This window comes from Bacillus sp. FSL K6-2971, assembly GCF_038006405.1.
Taxonomy (GTDB): Bacteria; Bacillota; Bacilli; order Bacillales; family Bacillaceae; genus Bacillus; species Bacillus pumilus.
In genome coordinates, this window is record NZ_JBBOVD010000001.1 from 509,926 (window position 1) to 534,468 (window position 24,543).

Annotated in this window: 26 protein-coding genes; 17 read left to right on the forward strand and 9 right to left on the reverse strand. The window is 44.0% G+C overall.

Annotation, left to right across the window (positions count from 1 at the left end; all coding sequences use genetic code 11):
- Positions 1–11: 11 nt before the first annotated feature.
- Both MHI33_RS02550 and MHI33_RS02555 read right to left on the reverse strand, forming a co-directional pair.
- Positions 12–878, reverse strand: coding sequence for a TetR/AcrR family transcriptional regulator (locus MHI33_RS02550; RefSeq protein WP_254110916.1), 867 nt, complete (start codon positions 876–878; stop codon positions 12–14).
- A gap of 137 nt (positions 879–1,015) precedes the next feature.
- Entirely contained in the window at positions 1,016–1,390 is a 375-nt protein-coding gene (locus MHI33_RS02555) for a hypothetical protein (RefSeq protein ID WP_185108325.1), read from the reverse strand.
- Between the two features lie 122 nt (positions 1,391–1,512).
- Here MHI33_RS02555 and MHI33_RS02560 point away from each other — a divergent pair, with 122 nt between their 5' ends.
- A complete protein-coding gene (locus MHI33_RS02560) occupies positions 1,513–1,824 on the forward strand; it encodes an ArsR/SmtB family transcription factor (RefSeq protein WP_185108327.1) in 312 nt (103 codons plus the stop codon).
- A 30-nt stretch (positions 1,825–1,854) separates the two neighbouring features.
- Here the strand turns inward: MHI33_RS02560 and gabR are convergent, their stop codons facing one another.
- The gene (gene gabR / locus MHI33_RS02565) at positions 1,855–3,279 is read right to left on the reverse strand and encodes a MocR-like transcriptional regulator GabR (RefSeq protein WP_340908874.1); all 1,425 of its coding nucleotides are present in this window, start codon (positions 3,277–3,279) and stop codon (positions 1,855–1,857) included.
- A gap of 108 nt (positions 3,280–3,387) precedes the next feature.
- Between gabR and gabT the strand changes: the two genes are divergently transcribed.
- From gabT to MHI33_RS02580, 3 genes are read left to right on the forward strand one after another with little or no spacing between them, the layout of a single operon-like run.
- On the forward strand, positions 3,388–4,704 hold the full coding sequence (gene gabT / locus MHI33_RS02570; RefSeq protein ID WP_185108331.1) for a 4-aminobutyrate--2-oxoglutarate transaminase: 1,317 nt from the start codon (positions 3,388–3,390) through the stop codon (positions 4,702–4,704).
- A 21-nt stretch (positions 4,705–4,725) separates the two neighbouring features.
- Entirely contained in the window at positions 4,726–6,114 is a 1,389-nt protein-coding gene (locus MHI33_RS02575; RefSeq protein WP_113768565.1) for an APC family permease, read from the forward strand.
- Positions 6,089–7,483 (forward strand): NAD-dependent succinate-semialdehyde dehydrogenase, encoded by a 1,395-nt coding sequence (locus MHI33_RS02580; RefSeq protein WP_340908877.1) that lies wholly within the window; start codon positions 6,089–6,091, stop codon positions 7,481–7,483. Before MHI33_RS02575 ends, MHI33_RS02580 begins: the two co-directional genes overlap by 26 nt.
- Before the next feature lie 48 nt (positions 7,484–7,531).
- Here MHI33_RS02580 and MHI33_RS02585 read toward each other — a convergent pair whose 3' ends face one another.
- From MHI33_RS02585 to MHI33_RS02595, 3 genes are all read right to left on the reverse strand, one after another.
- A complete protein-coding gene (locus MHI33_RS02585; protein WP_113768568.1) occupies positions 7,532–8,128 on the reverse strand; it encodes an NAD(P)H-dependent oxidoreductase in 597 nt (198 codons plus the stop codon).
- A 198-nt stretch (positions 8,129–8,326) separates the two neighbouring features.
- Positions 8,327–8,941 (reverse strand): YcnI family copper-binding membrane protein, encoded by a 615-nt coding sequence (locus tag MHI33_RS02590; RefSeq protein ID WP_113768569.1) that lies wholly within the window; start codon positions 8,939–8,941, stop codon positions 8,327–8,329.
- Positions 8,942–8,957: 16 nt separating this feature from the next.
- Positions 8,958–10,592: a copper resistance CopC/CopD family protein gene (locus tag MHI33_RS02595; protein ID WP_283924155.1), complete on the reverse strand. Its 1,635-nt coding sequence runs from the start codon at positions 10,590–10,592 to the stop codon at positions 8,958–8,960.
- Between the two features lie 506 nt (positions 10,593–11,098).
- Between MHI33_RS02595 and MHI33_RS02600 the strand changes: the two genes are divergently transcribed.
- The 5 genes from MHI33_RS02600 (at position 11,099) to MHI33_RS02620 (ending at position 16,659) form a co-directional block, all read left to right on the forward strand.
- The gene (locus MHI33_RS02600; protein WP_106066468.1) at positions 11,099–12,541 is read left to right on the forward strand and encodes a PTS mannitol transporter subunit IICB; all 1,443 of its coding nucleotides are present in this window, start codon (positions 11,099–11,101) and stop codon (positions 12,539–12,541) included.
- 95 nt (positions 12,542–12,636) lie between these two features.
- A complete protein-coding gene (locus tag MHI33_RS02605; protein ID WP_012008933.1) occupies positions 12,637–13,071 on the forward strand; it encodes a PTS sugar transporter subunit IIA in 435 nt (144 codons plus the stop codon).
- A 1-nt stretch (position 13,072) separates the two neighbouring features.
- On the forward strand, positions 13,073–14,194 hold the full coding sequence (locus MHI33_RS02610) for a mannitol-1-phosphate 5-dehydrogenase (RefSeq protein ID WP_340908890.1): 1,122 nt from the start codon (positions 13,073–13,075) through the stop codon (positions 14,192–14,194).
- Positions 14,195–14,291: 97 nt separating this feature from the next.
- The gene (locus MHI33_RS02615) at positions 14,292–16,040 is read left to right on the forward strand and encodes a methyl-accepting chemotaxis protein (protein ID WP_126741441.1); all 1,749 of its coding nucleotides are present in this window, start codon (positions 14,292–14,294) and stop codon (positions 16,038–16,040) included.
- A 226-nt stretch (positions 16,041–16,266) separates the two neighbouring features.
- The gene (locus tag MHI33_RS02620) at positions 16,267–16,659 is read left to right on the forward strand and encodes a RidA family protein (RefSeq protein ID WP_034664057.1); all 393 of its coding nucleotides are present in this window, start codon (positions 16,267–16,269) and stop codon (positions 16,657–16,659) included.
- Positions 16,660–16,690: 31 nt separating this feature from the next.
- Here the strand turns inward: MHI33_RS02620 and MHI33_RS02625 are convergent, their stop codons facing one another.
- The 3 genes from MHI33_RS02625 to MHI33_RS02635 are packed head-to-tail and all read right to left on the reverse strand — an operon-like array spanning position 16,691 to position 17,651.
- Entirely contained in the window at positions 16,691–16,930 is a 240-nt protein-coding gene (locus MHI33_RS02625) for a DUF2651 family protein (protein WP_065098809.1), read from the reverse strand.
- A 25-nt stretch (positions 16,931–16,955) separates the two neighbouring features.
- A complete protein-coding gene (locus MHI33_RS02630) occupies positions 16,956–17,249 on the reverse strand; it encodes a DUF5316 family protein (RefSeq protein ID WP_185108343.1) in 294 nt (97 codons plus the stop codon).
- A 24-nt stretch (positions 17,250–17,273) separates the two neighbouring features.
- Entirely contained in the window at positions 17,274–17,651 is a 378-nt protein-coding gene (locus tag MHI33_RS02635; protein WP_003214168.1) for a VOC family protein, read from the reverse strand.
- Positions 17,652–17,834: 183 nt separating this feature from the next.
- Here MHI33_RS02635 and MHI33_RS02640 point away from each other — a divergent pair, with 183 nt between their 5' ends.
- The 8 genes from MHI33_RS02640 (at position 17,835) to MHI33_RS02675 (ending at position 24,511) form a co-directional block, all read left to right on the forward strand.
- Positions 17,835–18,104 carry an excalibur calcium-binding domain-containing protein gene (locus MHI33_RS02640; RefSeq protein WP_003214076.1) on the forward strand — a complete coding sequence of 90 codons (270 nt, stop codon included), beginning with the start codon at positions 17,835–17,837 and terminating at the stop codon, positions 18,102–18,104.
- 103 nt (positions 18,105–18,207) lie between these two features.
- Positions 18,208–18,987 carry a Cof-type HAD-IIB family hydrolase gene (locus MHI33_RS02645; RefSeq protein WP_372706118.1) on the forward strand — a complete coding sequence of 260 codons (780 nt, stop codon included), beginning with the start codon at positions 18,208–18,210 and terminating at the stop codon, positions 18,985–18,987.
- Between the two features lie 172 nt (positions 18,988–19,159).
- A complete protein-coding gene (locus tag MHI33_RS02650) occupies positions 19,160–19,918 on the forward strand; it encodes a LamB/YcsF family protein (protein ID WP_185108345.1) in 759 nt (252 codons plus the stop codon).
- Between the two features lie 26 nt (positions 19,919–19,944).
- On the forward strand, positions 19,945–21,162 hold the full coding sequence (locus MHI33_RS02655; protein ID WP_065098812.1) for an NRAMP family divalent metal transporter: 1,218 nt from the start codon (positions 19,945–19,947) through the stop codon (positions 21,160–21,162).
- Between the two features lie 5 nt (positions 21,163–21,167).
- Entirely contained in the window at positions 21,168–21,959 is a 792-nt protein-coding gene (locus MHI33_RS02660) for a putative hydro-lyase (RefSeq protein ID WP_065098813.1), read from the forward strand.
- Between the two features lie 18 nt (positions 21,960–21,977).
- Positions 21,978–22,724, forward strand: a complete 747-nt coding sequence (gene pxpB, locus MHI33_RS02665) for a 5-oxoprolinase subunit PxpB (RefSeq protein WP_065098814.1) — start codon at positions 21,978–21,980, stop codon at positions 22,722–22,724.
- A complete protein-coding gene (locus tag MHI33_RS02670) occupies positions 22,721–23,734 on the forward strand; it encodes a 5-oxoprolinase subunit C family protein (protein ID WP_113768578.1) in 1,014 nt (337 codons plus the stop codon). Before pxpB ends, MHI33_RS02670 begins: the two co-directional genes overlap by 4 nt.
- 15 nt (positions 23,735–23,749) lie before the next feature.
- Complete coding sequence (locus MHI33_RS02675) at positions 23,750–24,511, forward strand: IclR family transcriptional regulator (protein ID WP_044140525.1); 762 nt, start codon at positions 23,750–23,752, stop codon at positions 24,509–24,511.
- Positions 24,512–24,543: the final 32 nt, after the last annotated feature.

Below are 24,543 nucleotides of genomic sequence, written 5' to 3' on the forward strand. Positions count from 1 at the left end.
CCCTTCTTTATCTATAAGATGATGCTTTTCAGCTGTGACACGTTTTGTGATAAAACGCTGCTTTTGCCTAAATAATCGAGTAGTGAACTGATTAAAAAGGTTCTCGGTTGGTCCTTTGATAATTCTTCACTTAGCAGTTCAAACGCAGAGAGGAGATCGTCCTTTTCTTCCCCGTTTGACAGTGTGTGAAGCTCTTGTTTGATCTTTGTTAAGTACGAGATGACAAGCTTTTCTTCATCATATTCGTCCTGTGTGGAAAGCAAATAAGAGTCCATCAGCTGATCTGTTAGCACAGGCTCAATAGAGCAAGGCTTTTTCGACACACGGTCCATCACGCCGATAATCATTTCTGCGGCATTTTCTAATTGGATGTTCTTGCGCTCGATGGCCAGCATTAAGATGAATTCTCTCATTAATCCGTTGAGAACAATCACAAGATCCCAGACGTAAGGCGCAACAGATTCACCATATGTGCTTAAAATAATGTCTCTGTGCCGCTGCATGATAATGGAGCGTGTCTCACGTAAATGCTTAATCACAATGGGTGAATGCTGTGAAAAAGCTTCAAAGGACAGCATATTCAAAAATTTATGATTCTCTTTAAACTCTTCAAGCTCAAGCTTGATCTTCTTTGTGAATTTTTCCTTTTTGGACAGCGTTGTTTCTGAATGAATGATTTGAGAAATCTCTCTCATTTTGCACTGATTGTATTTAATCAGTTCTAATAGAAGAGCTTCCTTTGAATCAAACAGTTTATAAATAGACGCTTTTGATATTTTACAGGCATCGGCAATTGACTGCATGGAGACACTCATATAGCCTTTTTGAGAGAATAATTTCTTTGAAACTCGCAAAATCTCTTCTTGCTTTTCGTTCATCTTCATAAGTCCTTTCCGATTCGGCAAAACCATATGGTCACAATGGAAACCGAGTGGTCACTTTTGCAATGATAACAAAACCAATGACCTATGACAAGAAAAGAAACTTAAAAAACACCTATCTTATGACAGGTGTTTTATCCTTCCGCATGTGCGGCATATATGATGATTTGACCGTTAAGTTCGGCGATCAAAAGGTCTTTTCGCTCCTTTACAGAGTAAATCGCTGTCCCTTTTTTCAGCTGGGAAGCTGTGCCGTGATTAAAATGTTCGGCAGCTGTTTTCTGAATCACACCTAATTGCTGATCTTTAGTGACGGTTAGTTGATAGGTCCAATCTACATTTGCTTCATAGACAGTTTCTTCCCATTGAAATAAATCTGCCTGTTCATCGAGAGCTAATAACTCTTCTGCACTAGGTGGTTTAGAATCGGCATACCGAACGGATTGGCATCCACATAAGCAAATGGCGAGTAACATCATACATAAGTAAGTCCAGATCTTTCGTGTCAAATGAGGTCCTTCCCTTCAAGAAAGCTATTATATGGTCATAGTCGTTTCCGAAGGATGTATCGTTACTTTTTGAGGCGAGTAAGGAGATTGTATGTTGGCACAAAATACGATACATTTATCGTATGAATAATCCAATCCATCCAACCCAAGAAGACATGAGACTGATTTCTGTGATGCACGCATTGGCCGATCCAATCCGGTTAGAAATTGTCCGCTGCTTAGCAGAAGCAGGCGAGAGGACATGTGGCACGTATGAAATGAATATTGCCAAATCCACGCTTTCTCATCACTTCAAAGTGCTGAGGGAGGCAGGCATCGTGAAAGTGAGAATTGACGGAAAACACCGCTACTATTCTTTAAGAACAGAAGACATCGAAACCGCTTTTCCTGGACTCGTGTCATCCATTTTAGCCGTAGATAAAGAGCGGTGGTAAGCCAGCTGTCTAGTAAAGCAGCTGGCTGTTTTATTTTCCATAAATCGACTCATACAGTCGTTTTACCGTCGGCTCAATATCCTCTGGCCGCATATGAGAGAAGCCGAGGACGAGCGGAACAAAGCCTTCCTGATGCCCCGGTAATTGCTCATCAAGGGTAAAACGGTCCATCCCATACATTTTCAGCTTTTTTTCTTTGGCACGCTGTAAAATCTCATGCTGCGTGCGGTTTGAGCGGAACTCTGCGATAAAATGAAGTCCAGCATTTTCCCCAATAATCCGTACATTGTCAGCAAAAACCGTGTCGAGCTCTTCAATGAGCTGCTTCCGCTTTTCCTCATATAAACCATTCATTCTTTTAATATGCCGCTGATACGCCCCATCCTTTATAAAATGAAGAAGGGTGTATTGTGTAAAAAGGTTGGCCGTTTGAATGAAGAAGTGCTGTTCTTCCTTATAGCGTCTCAATAAATGCTGCGGGAGCACCATGTAGCTTAGCCTTAAGCCTGGCAGCAATGATTTTGAAAAGGTCCCCATATAAATGACTTTGTCATATCGATCCAAACTTTGCAGCGCTGGAATGCTGTCAGTCCCATACTTGAATTCACTGTCATAATCATCCTCAATGATATAACGGTCATGCTCATCGGCTGCCCAGTTTAAGAGCTGAATTCGCCGGGAAATTGGCATAATCACCCCTGTTGGGAATTGATGTGAAGGGGTAATGATCAACACATTCGGCTCTTTCTTCTGAATGTCACTCATCCGCACTCCTTTTTGATCAATGCCAATCGTTTCAATTCGGTGATGATTGTTTTTTAGCATTTGATAGAGCCGGCGATAGCCAGGGTTTTCTAACCCGTATACTTGATCGGCTGGAAGAATGCTTGATAACGAATGGATAAGTGACTGCGTGCCTGCACTTAAAATGAGCTGTTCTGGATAGCATTTGACGCCTCTTGCCAGCCCGATTAACCGGGCAATCGTTTCCCGAAGCTCGTACACACCTTGTGGATGCGGAAGCTCGCCAAACGCTTCTTGGTGGAGGCTGATCGCCTTTTGTTCACTTTTCAACCAGCTTTTAAAGGGAAAATGAGTGGTATCGACTGAGATATGTGAAAAGGAATACCAATCGTCTCGTGCAATCGGCTCTTCCTTTAAATCTGCTGGAAGGGAAGAGGGTTTCAGCTGACCTGATTCATGAAACGTTTCTAGTGACTCCACAAAAAATCCTTTCCGTTCAACCGAATATAAATATCCCTCGGCAAACAGCTGCTGATACGCGCCATTCACTGAATTCACGCTGACGTTTAATGCATCGGCTAATTCTCGTTTGGATGGTAATTGATCGTGCGGCTGAAGGTTTCGATTTAAAATTTCACCTTTAATTTTCGTATAAATTTGATGATAAATATATCCGTTTGCCCCTGTTTGATCTAGTTGAATTGTCAGCATCTCGTCATTCCTTCCTCTCTGGTACCATGAAAAAAATGATATTGGTACTTTCTATCATACCAAAAAATATTCAGAATAATAAAAAAGACATAAAGGGGATGGATGACAATGAGTCAAACGACAACAAACCGTTTTTCAACAGAGGAATGGCAGGGGAAAAGAGATCAATACGTCGCAAGAGGCGTGAGTAATGGCAACCGTCATATTGCAGCAAAGGGGAAGGGGGCCGAGCTGTTCGATATCGATGGGAAACGTTTTATCGATTTTGCTGGCGCAATTGGTACGTTAAATGTAGGGCATTCACATCCAAAGGTTGTGGAAGCCGTCAAAGCACAGGCAGACAGTCTGATCCACCCAGGATTCAACGTGATGATGTACGAATCGTATATCGAATTGGCAGAGAAGCTATGCCGCCTCACACCAGGCGACCATGACAAGAAAGCCATTTTCCTTAATTCAGGTGCAGAAGCTGTTGAAAATGCGGTGAAAATTGCACGTAAATATACGAAAAGACAGGCCGTTGTCTCGTTTACAAGAGGCTTCCACGGCAGAACGAATATGACGATGAGCATGACGAGCAAGGTCAAGCCATATAAATTTGGGTTCGGACCATTTGCGTCAGAGGTGTATCAAGCGCCATACCCGTATTACTATCAGAAGCCAGAAGGATTAAGCGATGCAGCCTACGATGAGTACATCATTGATCAATTCAACCAATTCTTCGTCGCTACCGTTGCACCAGAAACCGTTGCGTGTGTGGTCATGGAGCCAGTCCAAGGGGAGGGCGGGTTCATTGTACCATCGAAACGTTTTGTTCAGCATGTCGCTTCATTCTGTCAGCAGCACGGGATTGTCTTTGTAGCAGATGAAATCCAAACAGGTTTTGCAAGAACAGGAAAATATTTTGCGATTGAGCACTTTGATGTGGTGCCTGACTTAATCACGGTGTCAAAATCTCTTGCTGCTGGGTTGCCGCTAAGCGGTGTCGTCGGCAGAAAAGAACTGCTTGATGCGGCAGATCCAGGGGAATTAGGGGGAACGTATGCAGGAAGTCCATTAGGCTGTGTGGCAGCACTAGCGGTTCTTGATATTATTGAAACAGAACAACTGAATCAACGATCTGAGCACATCGGACAAGTCATTGAGGAGAAAGCAAATGATTGGAGAACTACGTATCCATTCATTGGGGAAGTCCGCCGGTTAGGGGCAATGGCGGCAATTGAAATTGTGGAAGATCAAACTACGCGTACACCAGATAAGAAAACAGCCGCAGCGATTGCAGCATATGCAAATGAGCATGGGCTGCTCTTATTAACGGCGGGGATTAATGGGAATATTATTCGCTTCTTAACACCACTTGTCATCACAGATGAGCTGCTTCACGAAGGACTAGGGATCATCGAGGACGCCTTCAAAGCACGCTAAACAACAAAGGGGGATGGTTGTATGCAAAAACAACAAATGGCAAAAACCATGTCGCAGTCTGACGTACTGTTTTTATCCATTGGTGCAATGCTTGGATGGGGCTGGGTTGTACTTTCGGGAGATTGGATTTTAACAGCTGGATTTTTAGGCAGCGTGATTGCCTTCGTTATAGGAGGTATTCTCGTCATCTTTATTGGACTGACGTATGCTGAGCTTTCGTCTGCGATTCCAGAGACAGGCGGAGGGCTCGTCTTTGTCCAGCGGGCATTTGGGATGAAATCAGCGTTCATCTCAGCATGGGGCGTATTGTTTGGTTATGTGTCCGTCATTACGTTTGAGGCTGTTGCCTTGCCAACAGTTATTGATTATGTGATTCCAACACAGCATGTTGGCTTCCTATGGAATATAGGGGGATGGGACGTTTATTTCACATGGGTATTGATTGGATCGGGCGGTGCATTGTTTTTAACAGCACTGAATTACATTGGGGCAAAGCCTGCGGCCATTTTTCAGTCTGTGTTCACAGTAGCGATTATTCTGACAGGTTTTCTCCTTTTAGGCGGCGCGACATTTAATGGGGATTTTGCAAACCTTGAGCCAATGTTTCAAGGCGGGGTTGGCGGTCTTATGGCCGTATTAGTCATGATTCCTTTTTTATTCGTTGGGTTTGATGTGATTCCGCAAGTAGCAGCAGAGATTAATGCGCCAAAGAAAATCATTGGGAGAATTTTAATTATTTCCATCGTGAGTGCGGTCGTATTTTATCTGCTTATTGTCTTTGGGGTAGCTGCGGGGCTATCAAAAGGACAGCTTGAAACCTCTTCATTGGCGACAGCAGATGCCATGGTGCAGCTTCTCGGTCATCAAGCATTTGGGACAGTGCTTGTCATTGGCGGTGTAGCAGGGATTGTGACGAGCTGGAATGCTTTTATTATCGGTGCCAGCCGTATTCTATACGCGATGGCGGAAAGAGGCATGATTTCCAAATGGTTTGCGTATATTCATCCAAAGTATAAAACGCCGACAAATGCCATTTTATTTCTTGGTGCTTTGGCTTTTTTCGCTCCATTATTAGGGCGCCCTGCCCTCGTATGGATTGTCAATGCAGGTGGTGTCGGGATCATCGTCGGGTACTTAATTGTGTCCATTGCCTTTATGAGACTTCGCAAAGTGGAACCAGAGCTTGAGCGTCCATACCGCATTAAATATTGGCGGACGACAGGCGTTTTAGCCATCGGGCTAAGTCTCCTTTTTCTTTCATTTTATTTTCCAGGGATGCCGGCTTCCTTATCATGGCCAGCTGAATGGATATTGCTTTTAGGTTGGGCACTCATTGGGTATATACTATATGTAATGAATCCAAGAACGAAGGAGACGGTAGAGCATGACAAACGAACTCAAAGTGTATAATCCTGCAACAGGAGAAGCAATTGCTTCAGTTGCTCAGCATACAAAAGAACAGATCGAAGACGCCATTTCGCGCTCACATAAAGCATTCAAAGTATGGGCAAAAACGTCAGCGCATGAACGTGCCAATATCATTCGCAAGTGGTTTGATCTCATGATTGAACAGAAAGAAAGGCTCGCAAAAATCATCACGGAAGAAAACGGGAAGCCGTATCAAGAAGCATTAGGCGAAATCGTTTATGCGGCTGGATATATTGAATGGTACGCAGAGGAAGCTAAACGAATCTACGGCAGAACCATTCCGTCACATACGACGAACAAACGCCTTTTCGTCACAAAGCAGCCAGTTGGTCCTGTTGCGGCCATTACACCGTGGAATTTCCCAGCAGCCATGATCACGAGAAAGGCAGCACCAGCACTTGCGGCGGGCTGTACCTTTATTGTGAAGCCTGCTGAAGACACGCCGCTGACGGCTATTGAACTTGTAAAATTAGGCCACGAAGCCGGAATACCTGAGGATGCCCTGCAATGGGTGGTTGGAGATGGAAAAGAAGTCGGTGAAATTTTCACAGATAGTCCATTGATTCGCAAAATCACGTTTACAGGCTCAACGCCAGTCGGAAAGCATCTGATCAAAAACAGTGCCAGCACAGTCAAGCACGTATCCATGGAGCTTGGCGGTCATGCCCCGCTCATCGTAGACAAAGATGCCAATCTTGAACTAGCTGTCAAACAAGCATTGGCATCTAAGTTCCGTAATGCAGGACAAACCTGTGTCTGTGCCAACCGCTTAATTGTGCATGAAGACATTCATGAAGCATTTGCTCATGGCTTTAGCAAAGAGGTAGAAAAGCTGAAAGTGGGAAATGGCTTTGAAGAAGGCACATCCATCGGCCCAATTATCAACAAGCGCGGCTTTGATAAAATTGTCAGCCAAATTCAAGATGCAGTCGATAAAGGGGCGAAAATTCTTGTCGGCGGCGATACGCATTTCGATGATGAAAAGTCGTATTATTTTGTCCAGCCAACGGTTCTCACACATGTGGACCCTTCCATGAACATCATGCATGAAGAAACCTTTGGACCAGTGGCACCGATTACGACATTTAAAACGCTAGATGAAGCGATTGAATTAGCCAACGATACACCTTTTGGTCTTGCAGCTTATTTCTTTACAGAGAATTATCGAAACGGCCTCTACATCTCAGAGAATCTTGATTACGGAATTATTGGCTGGAATGATGGCGGACCATCGGCTGTTCAAGCACCATTTGGAGGAATGAAAGAGAGCGGAATTGGCCGTGAAGGCGGCATCGAAGGGATCGAACCCTATTTAGAAACCAAATATGTATCCATTGGTTTAGACGAATAAACGTGAAAAAGACTGTCCGAATAAGGAATCTCGGCAGTCTTTTTTATGTTAAACAGCCGGCGGGAAAAGCTGCTCCACCGTTTCTTTTGTTTCTTTCAGAATTTCGTGGATGTAATCTGCTGATGCCTGCTCCATGCTGCTGAACAAAAGCCGTTCAACAGGCTCAACCCCAATAAAATTGAAGACTTCTGTATCTGCTGTCATTCGGTGGGAAGCGGAAACGATCCGGTTAGAGTCAAGAAAGGTCCTTGGAGCATCGTGCGTGTTGATAATGACACCTTTTTTGTGCCGAAGCAGGTTTTCAATAGCCCCATACTCATTGATTTGATAAGCGAAGCCCTCAGAAAAAACGCGTTCTACATAGCCCTTTAGCATAGCGGGTAAGCCTGTCCACCAAATGGGGAAAATAAACGTTAGGACATCTGCTTGCTGAATCAGCTTCTGCTCAGTTTGAATGGCAATTGGGAGATCACCCCGTTTGATCGCAGCCTTTTCCAAGATGCTTAGTTCTGGCGAAAAACCAAGAGCATAAACATCACGAACAGTCACTTTATGACCATTGTTCAAAAGAGTGCTGACAACAAGATCTAATAAGGTTTGGTTTAAGCTTTGCTGGGGATGAGCAAATATAATTAGATGGTTCATCTTATAGCCTCCTAGGTGGTCATGTGTCTCATTATGGCATGCGTCATCATCCTATTCAATCCTATATTGGTAATAATAGGTTGGGAAAATGGGGGGTGATCTTCCTAGCTTGCAGGCAAAGCCTTGCATCTCGTGTTCAAATAAGGTGGAAAGAAATGAAAGCGATCGTTCCCGTGAAAACGATCGCTTACGAATCAATTATTTCTTTCTAAAAACAAGCACAAGCGCAATCAGTGCTACGACTAGAGCAGCAATGGACAACCCTAGCACAAGTGGTGAAGGAGAATTGGAGGCTGTTTCAGATGCCTTTTCTTCCTTTGGTTTTTCTTGACCATGGGAATCCGTTACCGTATTAGATGCCACAATGTTTGTGATCGAATGCGGCTTATCAGCATCTTTATCGCCAGTCCATTCAACGACCGTTCCATCCTTATAATATTGATACGCATCCCATGCAGCTTCCCCTGCTTTTTCAGGGTTTTTCGCTACAAAAACGAATTGCTGGAACTGTCCGGCAAGCACGCCTTTACCGGTTGCTTCCCAAGTCACTCTTGTCACCTTGCCATCTTTTTCTTCAGTTGATGTTTTCCATCCAGGGACAGGCTCGTATTGTTGGAATTCTACGCCTTTAGGTATTGTCACGACAACCTTAGTCGTTGGACTGTCACTCTCAGAAGGAACTTTTAACGTATAGGTTTCCCACGCATTTGTCGCAGACGTATCAGGTTTGACTGTGACGTGAGCACTCACAGGAATCGCCAATAAAAATGAAGCGAGAAGCATTGGTAATAAAGCTTTAACGTATTTTTTCATATGGTATGAACTCCTTTTAGTTTCTTCTAATAAATGTGGTATCGATATTTTCAAAAGAACCAGTTAACGCATGGATTTCAATTTTCCAAGTACCTTTTTCATTTAACAAGAGGTTTTCAGCAGAGTAATGACCATTTTTTAATCGTTTCAGCTGAAATTCACTCGGTTTCTCTTCACCGAATAAGGCGACTTTATGGATCTTGGCTGACACAGATTGAATATCAGTAATCGTTTGTCCATCCTTCTTCGTAAATGCGACCTCGAATGTGTTTTTGCCCGGGGCATTCGGGGTAATGCTCATGGACACAATGTCACGATGCTCGACTTGGTTTGCACCGAAGAACGGCTCAGGTGCAGGCGGAGGAGGGCTCGGAATGTTGGTGAATACAGCTGTTAATAACAATATAGCGATTCCGATGATCCACTCAGCTCGTAACGAAACGTTTTGTTTCTGTTTCTTTTCCCTTCTTAGCATCAAGTAATGGACAAGCCCAAGAAGGCCCATCAAGATAAATAAACCAAGCTTGATTAAAAAGGTTCGTCCGTATGCTGATTCGAAAAGAGCATCAAACGATTGCAAAATAAAGATCGTATTTACAAATCCTGAAAACACAATGAGTCCAACAGAGAGCAGTGCCCAAGGATGAAACGCCGTTAACGTATTCCGTATGAGCGGCTGATCTTCATTTGGCAGCTTCTTCAACAATAAAAGCACAATGGCTGTTAAACCACCGACCCAGATCGATGCAGAAACGAGATGGATGAAATCAAGTGACGTTGTCAGTATTTTATTATCGGTTGCTGCTGGATGTCCGATTTGCGCCTTCAGCCAGAGAAGCACTGCGAATAGGAGCAGTGGAAACAACCATACCCGAAAAGAAGTAAAATCCCCTTTTTTCATCGCAACTATGCTCCAAATGGTCAGAAGAACAAATGACACCATGAGCATCATCCACAAACTACCGCCAGAAGTCGACGCAATGGTTTCTTGTAAAAGCGATGGCTGAAATGCTCCCAAAAAGGACACGTCTGCTGCTGATTTTGTTTGAATCGGCAGCTGGAACACGAGTGCTCCGCCCATCATGACCAGTGACAATGTCAAAAGCCATTTCATTCGTTTCGCTAATACAGGTGAAATGGCTGCCCTAAACCAAAACAGTCCAAACAAAATGGTCCCGAGAAATAAGCTAAACGACGTATAAAGAAAGGCTTTGTCAATGGTCGAGGCAACATCAATAGATTCATTCGTTTGACCTTGATCTAATTGGTCAAAACCGCCATCCGCTTTGCCAATACTAAACGGGATCATGCCAGAGACAGAGTGCCCGTCTGCTGATACCGCATTCCATTGAATGGTATAAATTCCTTTTGGTAAATCCTTTTTTAAAGCAGCTTCCATGATTTTTTGATCTTTAATGACCGTATCTCCTTGATCCACACGATCACCTTTTGCATTTAGCACCTTAATGGCATGAAATCCACTTTCGATTCCTTCACTAAATGTGATAGAGACCGAAGGAGGCTGCTTCTCCAGCTCTTCATTTGCCGCTGGATTCGAGCTGACGACGTATGCATGAGCAAATGCTTCCTTTGGAATGAAAAAAGCGAACGTGACGATAAGGAGCAGAAGCCACTTACTATGTTTCAACAAGTGAATAACCGCCTTTCTACCTATGAAAATGTCTCATGTATCAGAAAGAAAGCGGCAGTAAACTGTGAGTCACAGAAAAAACCGCTCCTCCTATTGTGCCGCTCACTCTAAAAGGTAAACGAAACAAACAGCAAAATGGTTCACTTTTTCTGTGTCATGTCTGCGCAGACATTTCTTGATTGAATAGGTTTGATCATGTATAAGCCTATTCGATTTAAGAAGAGGAAACAAGAAGTGACGATTTGAAAGTTGTGAAATTCCAATGAATTTTGCGTCAAAACCACGGCACGTCAATCTTTTTAACCCATTTGTCCTTTGCTCTGACAGAGAATTCACATCATATTTCAATTTTGTCACACACTAAGTGACAAAGTGACTTTTAGTTTCAATTGAAGGGAAAGTGAAAGCGTTTTACGATAAGGTTAAGGGCTTCACTGACACTTGTTCTTATATCTTTTGACCTATAAAGCCCTAAATAAAGGGAAAGAAGAAAGGAGTTTTCATAGATGCAGGAAAAAAGCGGATTCCGCGTAAAAGTACAGCGCTTTGGAAGCTATTTAAGCGGTATGATTATGCCGAATATTGGAGCATTTATCGCTTGGGGGCTCATTACGGCATTATTCATTCCGAGTGGCTATTTGCCAAATGAACAGTTAGCTTCACTTGTTGGCCCAATGATCAACTACTTACTGCCGCTCTTAATCGGTTACACAGGCGGTAAACTCGTATACGACCATCGAGGCGGGGTACTCGGTGCAACCGCGACGATTGGGGTCATAGTCGGTTCGGACATTCCAATGTTTTTAGGTGCCATGATCATGGGACCACTTGGCGGTTACTTGATTAAGAAAATTGATCAGCTCTTCAAAGATCGAATCAAATCGGGCTTTGAAATGCTTGTAAATAACTTTACGGCAGGAATTCTAGGTGCCATTCTTGTCGCGATTGCCTTCTACGCCATCGGACCAGTGGTACTTGGTCTAAATAAAGCCCTTGCGGCAGGTGTAGATATCATTGTGAATGCACATCTGCTTCCGCTGGCAAGTATTTTCATTGAACCAGCGAAAGTTTTGTTCTTAAACAATGCGATTAACCAAGGGATCTTAGGTCCTTTAGGGGTAGAGCAAGCGGCGAAGACAGGACAGTCCGTTCTGTTCTTACTTGAAACAAACCCAGGGCCAGGTTTAGGTGTTCTACTTGCATACATGTTCTTCGGAAGAGGGAATGCAAAGCAGTCTGCACCGGGTGCGATTGTCATTCAATTTTTAGGAGGAATTCATGAGATTTACTTCCCGTACATCTTAATGAAACCAAAGCTCATTTTGGCGGTTATTGCAGGGGGAGCGAGCGGCGTTCTGACCTTTACCCTGTTAAATGCAGGCTTAAAGGCTGTGCCGTCACCAGGAAGTATTATCGCTCTCATGCTGATGTCACCAAAAGGCGGACATCTTGCTGTTCTAGCAGGTGTTGTCGTGGCAACCGTCGTATCATTCCTTGTCGCTTCTGTGATTTTAAAAGCATCAAAAGCAGTTGACGAAGACTTAACAGCAGCAACAGAAAAAATGCAAGACATGAAAGGGAAGAAAAGCGCAGCCGCCTCTGCTCTTACAGCACAAAAGGAAGGTGCTGAAGCAAATGAACAAGCAGCTTCTCCAAGCGATGTCAATCCAGATGATGTGAACAAAATCATCTTTGCCTGTGATGCAGGAATGGGCTCAAGTGCGATGGGCGCATCCATCTTAAAGAATAAAGTCAAAAAGGCAGAGCTTGATATTGATGTGACAAACACATCCATCAGCAACATTCCAAATGATGCCGATGTGGTCTTCACTCATAAAGATTTAACAGACAGAGCCAAGGCAAAACTGCCAGGCGCTGTGCATATCTCAGTTGATAATTTCTTAAACAGCCCGAAATACGATGAGCTGATTGAGAAATTGAAAAAATAACATGGCGAAACGGGTTGAGTTCAATTTTTCATCATTGAACTCCCCGTTTTGGTTGTTTTCCTGATTTTCTATTCTAAGAAAAGGTGTGATCATTCATGAAACAAGTACTATCAAAAGACAATATTTTTCTAAACGAACAAGCAGGCTCGAAAGAAGAAGCCATTAAAAAAGCAGGCGAAGTCCTAGTGGCAAATGGCTATGTCACAAGTGATTATGTTGACAAAATGTTTGAAAGAGAAAATATTTCGTCTACATTTATGGGCAACGGGATTGCGATTCCTCATGGAACAGAGGATGCGAAAGCAGCTGTCCTTCATTCTGGGATTTCCATCATTCAAATTCCAGATGGCGTTGAATACGGCGAAGGAAATATCGCCAAAGTCGTCTTTGGCATCGCAGGTAAAAACAATGAACACCTCGATATTCTTTCTCAAATTGCGATTGTCTGTTCAGAAGAGGAAAATGTAGAGCGCATCATTCATGCAAAGGATCAGGATGAATTGATCGCCATCTTTAACGAGGTGAACTAACATGAAGGCACTTCATTTTGGAGCAGGGAATATTGGCAGAGGGTTTATCGGTTCTTTGTTAAAAACATCAGGCTTTGAGCTTGTCTTCACTGATGTAAATGAAGCGGTCATCAACGAGCTGAATGCAAGAGGAGAATACCCAGTTGAACTCGCAGCACCAGGTCAGAAGCAAGAAGTAGTAGGCCCAGTGACAGCGATCAATTCTGCACAAAACCCAGTGGCATTAACAGAGGCAGTGACATCAGCTGATTTGATTACAACAGCTGTTGGACCAACCGTTTTGAAGATCATTGCTTCATCCATTGCTGAAGGATTGAAACAGAAAAAGCCTGACCATATCATCAATATCGTGGCATGTGAAAATATGATTGGAGGCAGCTCTCATTTAAAAGAAGCTGTTTTCTCTCATCTAACAGAAGAGGAACAAGAAGCGTTATCAAAAACAGTTGGTTTTCCAAACGCTGCTGTGGACCGCATTGTGCCGATTCAGCACCATGAGGACATTTTAAAAGTATCAGTCGAGCCTTTTTTCGAATGGGTCATTGATGAGACTGGCTTTATTGGGGACGTTCCTCAAATTGACGGAGCGACCTTTGTACAAGATTTGACGCCGTATATTGAGCGCAAGCTCTTTACTGTCAATACAGGACATGCGTTAGCTGCGTATGTAGGGTATCAGCAAGGCGTTCAAACGATTAAAGAAGCCGTCGATACACCAGAGATTCGCCAGGTGGTTGAAGGCGCACTGCACGAAACGGGCAGTTATTTAATCGACACATATGGCTTTGAAAAAGAAGAACATGATGCGTATATTCAAAAAATCATCAAACGATTCGAAAATGTTTTTATCTCCGACGAAGTCACTCGCGTCGCACGCTCTCCTCTTAGAAAGCTAGGAGCAGATGACCGTTTAATCGGTCCGGCGAAAAAGATCAAGCAGCCAGAGTACTTAATCAAAGGCATTGCTGCAGCTCTCGCTTATGACTTCGCCGAAGACGAAGAAGCGGTTCGTTTGCAGGTATTAAGAAAAGAAAAAGGCATTGAAGGTGTGCTGGAAGAAGTATGTGGCCTCACGCCAGCAGATGATCTCTATCAAGCCATTCTTAAAGAAACAGCTCGATAATTAGAAAATCCCTTTCCAACGAGTGAAAGGGATTTTTTGATGACTTTTTAATACTTTACCCCGTTTGTCGATATATGAAGTAAGGGGGAATTTGTATATGAAAAGGAAAATGTTTGCGTCAAGGAGTGTCTTTTTTCAATTAATGTCTGCCATTATCGTCATCACGATCTTAACCGGCGGACTTGTTGGGACAACGGGGTATTTATTAGCGAAACATGTCTTAATTGATGCGGGGAAAGCCGATTTAAAGCACATCGTCAGCGGAGCAATGGCTACACTTGAACAGTTGAATGATCGTGTAGAGAAAAAAGAACTGACGCTCGATCAGGCACAGGAACAAGCCCGCATTTACTTGAGCGGGCCAAAAAATGACAACGGGAAAGGGTACCAATTTCAAAAATCAGATTTTATCTATAAAAATAAAGGCTATCTTGTCGCATATGGAGCAGATTATTCCTCTCAAGTCCATCCTGTCAATGACATTGGCGTCATTCCAGATAACACGACCAATCGTGAAAAAATGGTCGCTGGAGCCAAATCAGAAGGCGAGGATGCACACTATGTGACCTATTTAGATAAGGACGATGCCACTGGGGAAGAAAAGCAAAAGCTTGCCTATATGAGCCAGTTCACGCCCTGGAATTGGAGTATCGGCATTGCCGTCTTCCAGGATGAATTTTATAAAGAATTAGAGCAGATGAAGCTCTATATCATGCTCATTACAGCAGGTGTCGCTCTTCTCAGTCTTGGCGTCTTTTATTTAGCTGCTCGAGGAAAGGTCAGACTGCTCAAGCAAGTCACTGCTGCTTCAAAAGAAATTGCGGCGGGGAATCTTGAACGCACAAGTTTAAAAGAAACAACAGATGAGATTGGACAGCTGGCAAAAGGCTTTAATCATATGTCAGGAGAACTCCGGACACTTGTAAGCGGTCTACAGGAAACGAGCAGTCAACTCGTCGAATCAGCCACAGATTTATCAGCAATATCTGAAGAAACCTCAGCTAGCAGTGAAGAGATTGGCCGAGCGATTGGCGACATTTCGACTGGAACGCTTCATCAGGCATCTGACCTTGATGTAGCCAATCAACAAATGACCCAGTTCAATCAATCGATTGAGAACGTCAAAGAACAAAGTGACCAAATTAAACGAATCTCTGACCAATCGAATCAATCTTCGCAGCAGGGCCAGCAAATTGTTCAGCAATTAAAACAATCAAATGAACAATCCATTCAAGCGTCTCAAGGCATTAGAGCAGGCATTGAGCAATTAAGTACAAAAGTACAGGATATCTCTAAAATTACAGATACGATTGAAAATATTTCAAATGAGACGAATTTACTTGCGTTGAATGCCAGCATTGAAGCAGCACGCGCAGGAGAGCACGGCAAGGGCTTCTCGGTTGTGGCGAGTGAAGTGCGGAATTTAGCTGAGCAGACAAAACAATCAGCAGTGCAAATTCAGCAAATGGTACAAGGCATTAAAGAAGAAACGACGGCAACAGCCGGCATGATGTCAAACACAATGGATCGTTTCGCTGAGTTAGATGACGCGGTACATGCAACAGAACATGAATTCAATGCCATCTCTACGTCGATTGCACAAACCATCGTTGAAACAGACGCAATGGCAAAAGAGCTGAATGCATTACTAGAGCAAAACGACCTCATCACAAAAGCTATGCAAGGCGCAGCCCATATTTCTCAAGAAAATGCCGCTGCGATTGAAGAGATCACCGCATCCACAGACGAACAAGTGACAGCCATATCCAATGTGGCAAAAGCAGCAGAAAGGCTCAATGAACTAAGCATACGATTGAATCAAGACATTGCGCGTTATCGTCTATAAACCATTTTGACTGAACGTCTCTTTTCAGGTACTATATAGTTAAACAAAACCTTGCTCACGCAATCAAAAGGAGTGTTCCGGTCATGAAAAAGAAAATATTGATGTTCTTACCTTGTGGCTATGGATACTCCACTGCTGTTTTCTTTTAGGATAGATAGAAATTGGTGAAGTCTGTCTACGTGAAGAGAAATCTAGCAGAAAAATCAAAGTGAGTGAGGGACATCATATGGAAAAAATCACGAGAAAAAACCCAGAAAGTATGCCGAAGCCCGTTGGCAGCTATAGTCATATCACAAGAGTACCAAAGGGCGCGGGATTATTTGTTACATCCGGTCAAGTCGGAACAGATATCGATGGACAGGTACCATCAAGTTTAAACGACCAGGTAACCAATACGTTTGAAAATATCAAAAAAATCCTTGAATCAGAAGGATTGAATGAAGAGCATGTCATCAAGGTCAATATATGGGCAACAGAAGAAATCGACTGGGATCATCTATATCCTCAGTGGGATACAATCTTCAAAACAGCTTACCCATCAATGACGGTTGCTTATGTATCAGCTTTAGGATGGCCTGAGCTGAAAATTGAAATTGAGCTATGGTGCGCCGATATTTGATCAAAAAAAGAACAGTGCAAACTGTTCTTTTTTACTTGAACCGAAACCGCTTTGTCATCCATGCAGCGATCAACGTAAAGACGGTGTAGATGATGACCCAAATGAAAAAGGATTCATCCCCGCCAATGTATGAGTACATGAGAATGACGCTGGCTAACAGGACAATCAAAGTCGGCATCCAAACATTCTTCAAAAGCATTGTGCCAAAAATGCCAATCAGCACAGAAATAATAGGGAAGCCAAATACAACGAATAAGATAAAAACAGCCATATGACTAACTCCTTTTAGCAAGTGTTTACATCAAAACATAAAAGATCGACACTGCCATGTGCGGAAGTGCAAAGATCATCATGAGAAAGGCCGTATCAAGACGCCACATGCGATGCTCTTTTGTTTCAGAATGATAGGTTGCTCGCGTCTCTTCTCCGCTTGTCCAAGCCCCCATTAGAAGTCCAGACATCATGACGCCAATAATAGAGATTCCACCACTGACCCATCCTATCCACTCATGGTGCTGCAAAATAATAGCTGCACTGCAAATCACAATCATCGAACAAACACCGGCGATAAAGGCATGTTTTTTTCTCATACTGGTTCACTCCTTTAAAGAGGATTAGGAGACGGCATCACATATTTCAATGAAATGACCATCAGGATCAGCGACATAAGCGACGGTTTGACCCCATGGTTTTTTTGCAGGTTCTTTGATGATCGAAACCCCTTTTTCCTTCATTGATGCAATGGTTTGTTCCACATCATCCACAACAAACCCAATCTCAAACGTTTGAGAGGATTGATTTGCTTCAGGGACAGGCAATCCAAGTGCATCTTTGACATCCTGACGTGAGTTAATTGATAAGGTCACATCTCCAGTATCAAACTCAACATAGGATTCAACCCTAAGTTTCATAGGAAAGCCAAGTACATGTTGATAGAAATGAATACTTGCCTCAACATCGTTTACATATAGAATGGTATATTTCATTTTCATGTGAAAAACTCCTCTCTTCATATACGTGTCAAAACCGGAAAGGTTTCCCACTCAGTGTACCACATAGGATATAAAGCATGTTTTATTCCAAAAAAATCAATATATTTAGCTCAATAGTCTTGAAAAACAAAAAATGGTGACATATGATAAAAATGTAAAAATAAAAAAATAGGGGGATTCTACATGTTGAAAAAAATCATGGTGGCTGTCTTGTCCTTAGGTCTTTTACTAAGCGTTACACAAGTCGACACCCACACTGCAGATGCAAAAACAGTCAAGTCCTACAAAAACTGCAAAGCGCTGAACAAAGTCTATAAAGGCGGCGTAGCGAAAAGCAAAAACACGAAAAACAAAGGCGGCAAAACAAAGTACAAGCCGTATGTGTCAAAAGCACTTTACCAAAAAAATAAGCGACTTGACCGTGATAAAGACGGGATTGCATGTGAACGCTAAGCCAATGCGAAGAGACCTGTAACAAGGTCTTTTTTCTATGGGATCAAACTCGTCCCTTTGTGCCATCTCCCTCTTTATATTAAAATAAAGATAGTTACAAAAAATGATACAAAGTGGGGTACTCAATTTGTCCATACAAGCTGATAAGAAAGACATTCGATTGATTGCTATTGATATGGATGGCACGCTGTTAAACAGTGAACATGTCATTCCAGAGGAAAATAAACAAGCCATTAAAGATGCTGAAGCAAAAGGGGTCCATGTGGTGATTAGCACAGGGCGGACGCTGATGACATGCCGAGAGCTGGTTGAGCCGCTTAAGCTGTCTTCTTACCTTGTGACAGCAAACGGAAGTGAAATCTGGGATTCAAACTTCCAGCTGATCGAACGAGATCTATTGCATCCTGATCATGTCCAAATGATGTGGGATCTAAAAAATAGGTACGAAACCGATTACTGGGCTTCCACTGTGGAGAAGGTGTGGAGAGGTGAATTCCCAGAACGAATTCATGACCACGAATGGCTGAAATTCGGCTTTGAAATTCATGACGATGACGTTCGTGAGGAAGTGCTCAATACACTGAAAACAAATGGTCATCTAGAGATTACAAATTCAAGTCCAACCAATATCGAAGTCAATGCAGCTGGCATTAACAAAGCGGCAGCTCTTGCAAAGGTAGCAGAACGCATTGGCTGTACGATGGACAATGTCATGTCGCTTGGCGACAGCCTAAATGATATGGCCATGATCCAAGAAGCCGGATTAGGCATTGCGATGGGAAATGCGCAAGAAGTGGTAAAAGAAGCCGCTGATTGGATTACAGCTCCTAACACAGAACACGGTGTAGCAAAAGCGATCCAGCATTGGGTGCTGTCTAAATAAAGAACATGATGAAAAAGCGAGAGGCGATATCCTCTCGCTTTTTTATGTCCTAGTTCTATTGTTATGTTTTCTGACAATGTCATGTGCAATCTGTCCAAAATTGATATAATCAATATAAATTCGAATATTCGGACTTTAGGTTCCGTTATTCGGAACAACAAGGAGGGATCCTATGTATCAAGTAGATATCAACTGTGATTTGGGAGAAAGCTTTGGTCAATATACTATCGGTTCGGATGAACAAATTTTAGAATATGTCACCTCAGCCAACATCGCTTGTGGTTTTCATGCAGGAGATCCAACAGTCATGAGAAAAACCGTCAGAATGGCACTGAATAAAGGGGTCCGAATTGGCGCGCATCCGGGTCTGCAAGATTTAGTCGGATTTGGCAGACGTCCAATGGCGATTTCAGCAGAGGAAGCCTATGATCTCGTCGTCTATCAAATTGGCGCTCTATCAGCCTTCCTCAAGGCAGAAGGCGGCACCATGCAGCATGTCAAGCCACACGGCGCCCTGTACAACATGGCGGCTAAGAATACTGAATTATCTGAATCAATTGCGAAAGCTGTGTATCATGTCGATCCAAGTCTTGTATTATACGGGCTTTCAGGCAGTGAACTTGCGTTAGCAGGTGAGAGAATGGGTCTTCAAGTGGCGCATGAAGTATTTTCTGATCGGACCTATCAAGCAGACGGGACGCTGACATCCCGCCGCGAACCGCATGCACTCATCGAAGACGATGAACTGGCCGTTCAGCAGGTCGTTCGTATGGTGAGAGAAGGGAAGGTTCGTACCGTTCAAGGAGAAGACATTTCGCTTAAAGCAGATACGGTCTGTATTCACGGAGATGGCATCCATGCGCTCCAATTTGCCAAAACCATTACATCAAAGCTAAAAGAAGCGAGCATTCATCTCAAAGCCTTTCAATAAAAATCGTCATCAAAGGGGGAAACAGCATGAAAAAAGAGGAAGTCAAGCACACGAAGGCACCAAAGGGGAACCGGTCTATGCTGATGGGCGCAGCCTTTTTAATGGCGACGTCCGCCATCGGACCGGGATTTTTAACACAAACGACTGTCTTTACACAGCAGCTTGCGGCTAGCTTTGGGTTTGTCATTCTCATCTCTATTTTGTTAGATATTTTTGCGCAAACCAATGTATGGCGCATCATCGCCGTGTCAGAAAAACGAGGACAGGATATTGCAAATATGGTTCTGCCGGGTCTTGGGTATGTCCTGGCCGTTTTGATTGTCATTGGGGGACTTGCCTTTAACATCGGAAATATCGCTGGTGCTGGTCTCGGTTTTCAGGTCATCTTCGGAGTCGATCCACGAATCGGTGCAGGGGTCAGTGCTGTTATTGCTATTCTGATCTTTGTGATCAAAGAGGCTGGAAAAGCGATGGACCGTTTCACGCAGATAGCGGGCTTTGTCATGATTGGCCTGATGCTGTATGTGGCGATTTCAACAGCACCGCCAGTTGGAGAAGCGGCAGTGAGAACATTTGTCCCAGAGAAAATTGATATTTTATCCATTGTGACACTTGTAGGCGGAACAGTAGGCGGCTATATCGTCTTTGCTGGCGGACACCGCTTGCTGGATGCAGGTATTAAGGGGAAGGAAGCATTGCCCCAAGTGACGAAAAGCTCTATTTTCGGTGTCCTCATTACGTCCATCATGCGTGTAGCACTCTTTCTTGCTACATTAGGAGTTGTCGCAAAAGGCTTGCAGATTGATCCATCCAACCCGCCTGCCTCTGTATTTCAACTAGCTTCAGGAAATATCGGATATAAAATGTTCGGGATTATTATGTGGGCTGCGGCGATTACGTCCGTCATTGGAGCAGCATATACATCAGTTTCCTTCTTTAAAACCTTCTCACCAAAAATTGAGCAAAATCAACGTGGCATTATCATCGGCTTTATTGCCCTCTCGACCATTTGTTTTATTACGATCGGAAGACCTGTGAACATATTGATATTAGTTGGGGCAATCAATGCATTGATCTTACCGCTCGCGCTTGGCACCTTGCTGGTAGCGGCTTATAAGAAAGACATTGTCGGGGATTATCGACATCCATTCTTTTTGACAGTATCAGGCGCATTTGTCGTTGTCATCATGGCAATGATGGGCGGGTATACCATCATCAATGAAATTCCAAAACTATGGAGCTGAATCGAATGAATATCTATCAAACATATGAGCCTTCACAGATCAGAGAGTTGATTCGTAAAAAAGAAATCACAGGACCAACGGCTGGTCTAGCAGAGGGATATGCTCAAGCCAATTTAATGATCGTCAAAAAAGAACTTGCCTTTGATTTTCTGTTGTTTTGTCAGCGCAATCCCGCTGCATGCCCCTTGCTTGATGTACTGGAGCCGGGTGATCCAGTGCCGAGACGGTCAGCACCCCAAGCGGATATTCGTACGGACTTTCCTAAATACCGTATTTACAGAAAAGGGATTCTTCAAGAAGAGGTGTCAGATATCTCTGCTTATTGGGAGGATGATATGGTTGCCTTTCTCATCGGCTGCAGTTTTACGTTTGAGCATGCGCTCATGCTGAATGATATCCCTGTTCGCCATATTGAAAACGGTCATAACGTTCCGATGTATCAAACGAATATCGCTTGTGAAAGGGCAGGGGTATTTCATGGCCCGATGGTCGTCAGCATGAGACCTATTCCGGCGCATCAGATCACAAGAAGTGTACAAGTGACGTCTAGGTTCCCGTCAGTTCATGGTGGCCCCATTCATATAGGTGACCCAGCGATGATCGGAATTGCCAATGTGGATCAGCCGGACTTTGGAGAACCATCCGTGATCAAAGAAGGAGAGGTCCCGGTGTTTTGGGCATGTGGTGTGACGCCGCAAGCCATTGTCATGCATACAAAACCAGACATTGCGATTACCCATGCACCTGGGCATATGTTCATCACAGATCAACGAGATCAACAGCTCGGTGTGCTTTAGAAAGAGAGGGGTCTTCAAGTGGCATTTTCAACGATAAAAAATTCTATCACCTTCCACCCGCTAGGAGATGCAGCGATCGTGATTCAAGCAGGAACAGACATATGTGAAGAAATTCATGAGCGTGTTGTGCATTTGTTTTCGTGTATTGAACAGCATCCATTTGCCGGATATGTGGAAGCTGTTCAAGCCTTTACAAACGTGACTGTTTTTTACGAGCCGTACACCGTTTATCAATCTGCCCATCTTCAACAACAAGATTTGTCCCCCTATGAATGGGTGAAAAGCTATATTGAAACACTCCTTGAAGAGAAATGGCAGGAGGGGGTTCAGGCTAAGCGCCGCACCATCGACATACCGGTCTGCTACGGGGGAGAGCTGGGTCCTGATTTAGAAGAAGTCGCCCGGATCAATCATTTAACACCAGAAGAAGTCGTGCGTATTCACACCGCAGGGACGTATCTTGTCTATATGATTGGATTTGCACCAGGGTTTCCGTTTTTAGGCGGGCTTTCTGAAAAGATCGCAGCCCCGCGCAGGGAAACACCGAGAATGTCCATTCCAAAAGGATCTGTCGGCATTGCGGGAAAGCAGACCGGCGTTTACCCCATTTCCACACCTGGCGGCTGGCAGCTCATTGGACAAACACCGCTGCCACTCTTTCGACCAGACGAGAAAGTCCCAAGTCTATTGAGAGCAGGGAACGAGGTCAGATTTGTCCAAATGTCTGAAAAGGAATTTTTCAGCATGAAGGAGGCAGAACGTTGAGTATTCATGTCATCAAGCCAGGAATGTTCACAACCATTCAAGATAAAGGGCGGAAAGGCTATCAAAAGTATGGCGTCTTAACGAGCGGCGGCATGGATGCGCTCTCGCTTAGAATTGCCAACATTCTCACAGGCAACGAGGAAAGCGAAGCCGTACTGGAAATCACATTAATGGGGCCGGGTCCTGTGTTGACGTGTCAAAAGGATGCGCTTATTGCAGTGACTGGCGCTGATGTAGAGATCGACATCGATGGAGAGCCAGCCCCTTTATGGAAACCGCTCTTTGTTCGATCAGGAAGCACGCTCACCTTTGGTCCTTGTAAGAGGGGCTGCCGCTCTTATCTTGCTGTGGCGGGTGGATTCGATGTGGAGCCGGTCATGGAGAGCAAAAGCACCTATGTGAGAGCAGGAATCGGTGGACTGAACGGACGTCCGCTTGAAAAAGGAGACGTCCTGTCCATTGGAAAGCCATCACTCGTAGCAAATCGATTGTCTGATAGACTCAAAAGCAATCTGAAACAGGCGGCGTACAGCGCACCCGATTGGACTGTAAGTTATACGCATTTTTTACCGCTGCGGAAATCGCCCGTGATTCGGGTGCTGCCAGGGAGACACCTTTCTTTTTTTCAAGAATCATCTCAAAGCACCTTTTTCGAACAGCCTTTTCAGGTCACACCTCAATCAGATCGCATGGGCTGCCGTTTGAAGGGGGAGCCGGTTCATTTAAAAGAAAAGCTTGAATTGATTTCTGAGGCGGTTGCCTTTGGTTCTATTCAAATTCCTCCTGACGGTCAGCCGATTATTCTGCTGGCAGATCGGCAAACAACAGGCGGATACCCGCGGATTGGAGAAGTTGCGACGGTCGATCTGCCGCTCATTGCACAAGCGATGCCTGGGGCGAATTTGTATTTTAAGCGAATCGATCATCAGGACGCAGAGCAGGCGCTATTTAAGCAAGAAGCAGAACTGAAGGAGCTGGGTGCCAGAATCAAGCTGGAAGCCTTCGTTTAGAAAAAGGGGATGGACATGCAGAACACAAATAAAACCGTCGTGAAATCAATGGAGATTTTGAGGCTGTTTATCACACGTGACCAATTAACATTGAATGAAATGATTGAGCTTTCCGGCATGCCGAAAACGTCTGTGCACCGGATGGCGAGCTCGTTAAGCGATATGGGATTATTAGAAAAGCAAGATTCAGGCGCTTATCGGTTAGGACTGATGTTTCTAGAATACGGTCAGCTTGTGGCGGATCGTCTTGATATTCGGAGACTTGCAAGACCATTTATGGAAGGCTTGCGGGATGAAGTGGGAGAAGCTGTACAGCTCATCGTTCGTGAAGGAGACGAAGCCATTTACGTGGATAAAATTGAAGGGACGCAGCCTGTTCGTCTCTACACCGCCGTCGGCAGGCGCTCTCCCCTGTATGCAGGAGCCTGCGCGAGAAGTATTCTCTCCTTTTTACCAGAGAACGAGAGAATCGCCTATATCGATTCGATTGAGCTAGGGAAAATCGGAATCGGAACCATTACAGATAAAGAGGTTCTTCGAAACATACTGGAAGAATCAAATGAGCGGGGCTATACGTTAAGTTATTCGGAGCTTGAAAACTATACAGCTGCGGTTGGAGCTCCTATATTCAATCACCTTGGAGAAGTCACAGCAGGTATTAGCATTGCAGGGTTTGAAGCAGGTTATCAAAAGGAACGTCTTCCATACTTAATTGAACAAGTCAAAAAAGCCGCGAGCGGTATCTCCAGAGAATTAGGCTTTCATCTAGATAAATAAAAAGCCAATGACCGTTAAGATCATTGGCTTTT

What these genes read in the sequence shown, in the direction of transcription:
- MHI33_RS02560 (WP_185108327.1), top strand. Translation starts at nt 1,513, where the DNA reads ATGAATAATCCAATCCATCCAACCCAAGAAGACATGAGACTGATTTCT.
- MHI33_RS02580 (WP_340908877.1), top strand. Translation starts at nt 6,089, where the DNA reads ATGACAAACGAACTCAAAGTGTATAATCCTGCAACAGGAGAAGCAATT.
- MHI33_RS02550 (WP_254110916.1), bottom strand. Translation starts at nt 878, where the DNA reads ATGAACGAAAAGCAAGAAGAGATTTTGCGAGTTTCAAAGAAATTATTC.
- MHI33_RS02650 (WP_185108345.1), top strand. Translation starts at nt 19,160, where the DNA reads ATGTATCAAGTAGATATCAACTGTGATTTGGGAGAAAGCTTTGGTCAA.
- MHI33_RS02640 (WP_003214076.1), top strand. Translation starts at nt 17,835, where the DNA reads ATGTTGAAAAAAATCATGGTGGCTGTCTTGTCCTTAGGTCTTTTACTA.
- MHI33_RS02620 (WP_034664057.1), top strand. Translation starts at nt 16,267, where the DNA reads ATGGAAAAAATCACGAGAAAAAACCCAGAAAGTATGCCGAAGCCCGTT.
- MHI33_RS02600 (WP_106066468.1), top strand. Translation starts at nt 11,099, where the DNA reads ATGCAGGAAAAAAGCGGATTCCGCGTAAAAGTACAGCGCTTTGGAAGC.
- gabR (WP_340908874.1), bottom strand. Translation starts at nt 3,279, where the DNA reads ATGCTGACAATTCAACTAGATCAAACAGGGGCAAACGGATATATTTAT.
- MHI33_RS02625 (WP_065098809.1), bottom strand. Translation starts at nt 16,930, where the DNA reads ATGGCTGTTTTTATCTTATTCGTTGTATTTGGCTTCCCTATTATTTCT.
- MHI33_RS02610 (WP_340908890.1), top strand. Translation starts at nt 13,073, where the DNA reads ATGAAGGCACTTCATTTTGGAGCAGGGAATATTGGCAGAGGGTTTATC.
- gabT (WP_185108331.1), top strand. Translation starts at nt 3,388, where the DNA reads ATGAGTCAAACGACAACAAACCGTTTTTCAACAGAGGAATGGCAGGGG.
- MHI33_RS02675 (WP_044140525.1), top strand. Translation starts at nt 23,750, where the DNA reads ATGCAGAACACAAATAAAACCGTCGTGAAATCAATGGAGATTTTGAGG.
- MHI33_RS02630 (WP_185108343.1), bottom strand. Translation starts at nt 17,249, where the DNA reads ATGAGAAAAAAACATGCCTTTATCGCCGGTGTTTGTTCGATGATTGTG.
- MHI33_RS02660 (WP_065098813.1), top strand. Translation starts at nt 21,168, where the DNA reads ATGAATATCTATCAAACATATGAGCCTTCACAGATCAGAGAGTTGATT.
- MHI33_RS02655 (WP_065098812.1), top strand. Translation starts at nt 19,945, where the DNA reads ATGAAAAAAGAGGAAGTCAAGCACACGAAGGCACCAAAGGGGAACCGG.
- MHI33_RS02615 (WP_126741441.1), top strand. Translation starts at nt 14,292, where the DNA reads ATGAAAAGGAAAATGTTTGCGTCAAGGAGTGTCTTTTTTCAATTAATG.
- MHI33_RS02590 (WP_113768569.1), bottom strand. Translation starts at nt 8,941, where the DNA reads ATGAAAAAATACGTTAAAGCTTTATTACCAATGCTTCTCGCTTCATTT.
- MHI33_RS02585 (WP_113768568.1), bottom strand. Translation starts at nt 8,128, where the DNA reads ATGAACCATCTAATTATATTTGCTCATCCCCAGCAAAGCTTAAACCAA.
- MHI33_RS02645 (WP_372706118.1), top strand. Translation starts at nt 18,208, where the DNA reads ATGATACAAAGTGGGGTACTCAATTTGTCCATACAAGCTGATAAGAAA.
- MHI33_RS02605 (WP_012008933.1), top strand. Translation starts at nt 12,637, where the DNA reads ATGAAACAAGTACTATCAAAAGACAATATTTTTCTAAACGAACAAGCA.
- MHI33_RS02635 (WP_003214168.1), bottom strand. Translation starts at nt 17,651, where the DNA reads ATGAAAATGAAATATACCATTCTATATGTAAACGATGTTGAGGCAAGT.
- MHI33_RS02575 (WP_113768565.1), top strand. Translation starts at nt 4,726, where the DNA reads ATGCAAAAACAACAAATGGCAAAAACCATGTCGCAGTCTGACGTACTG.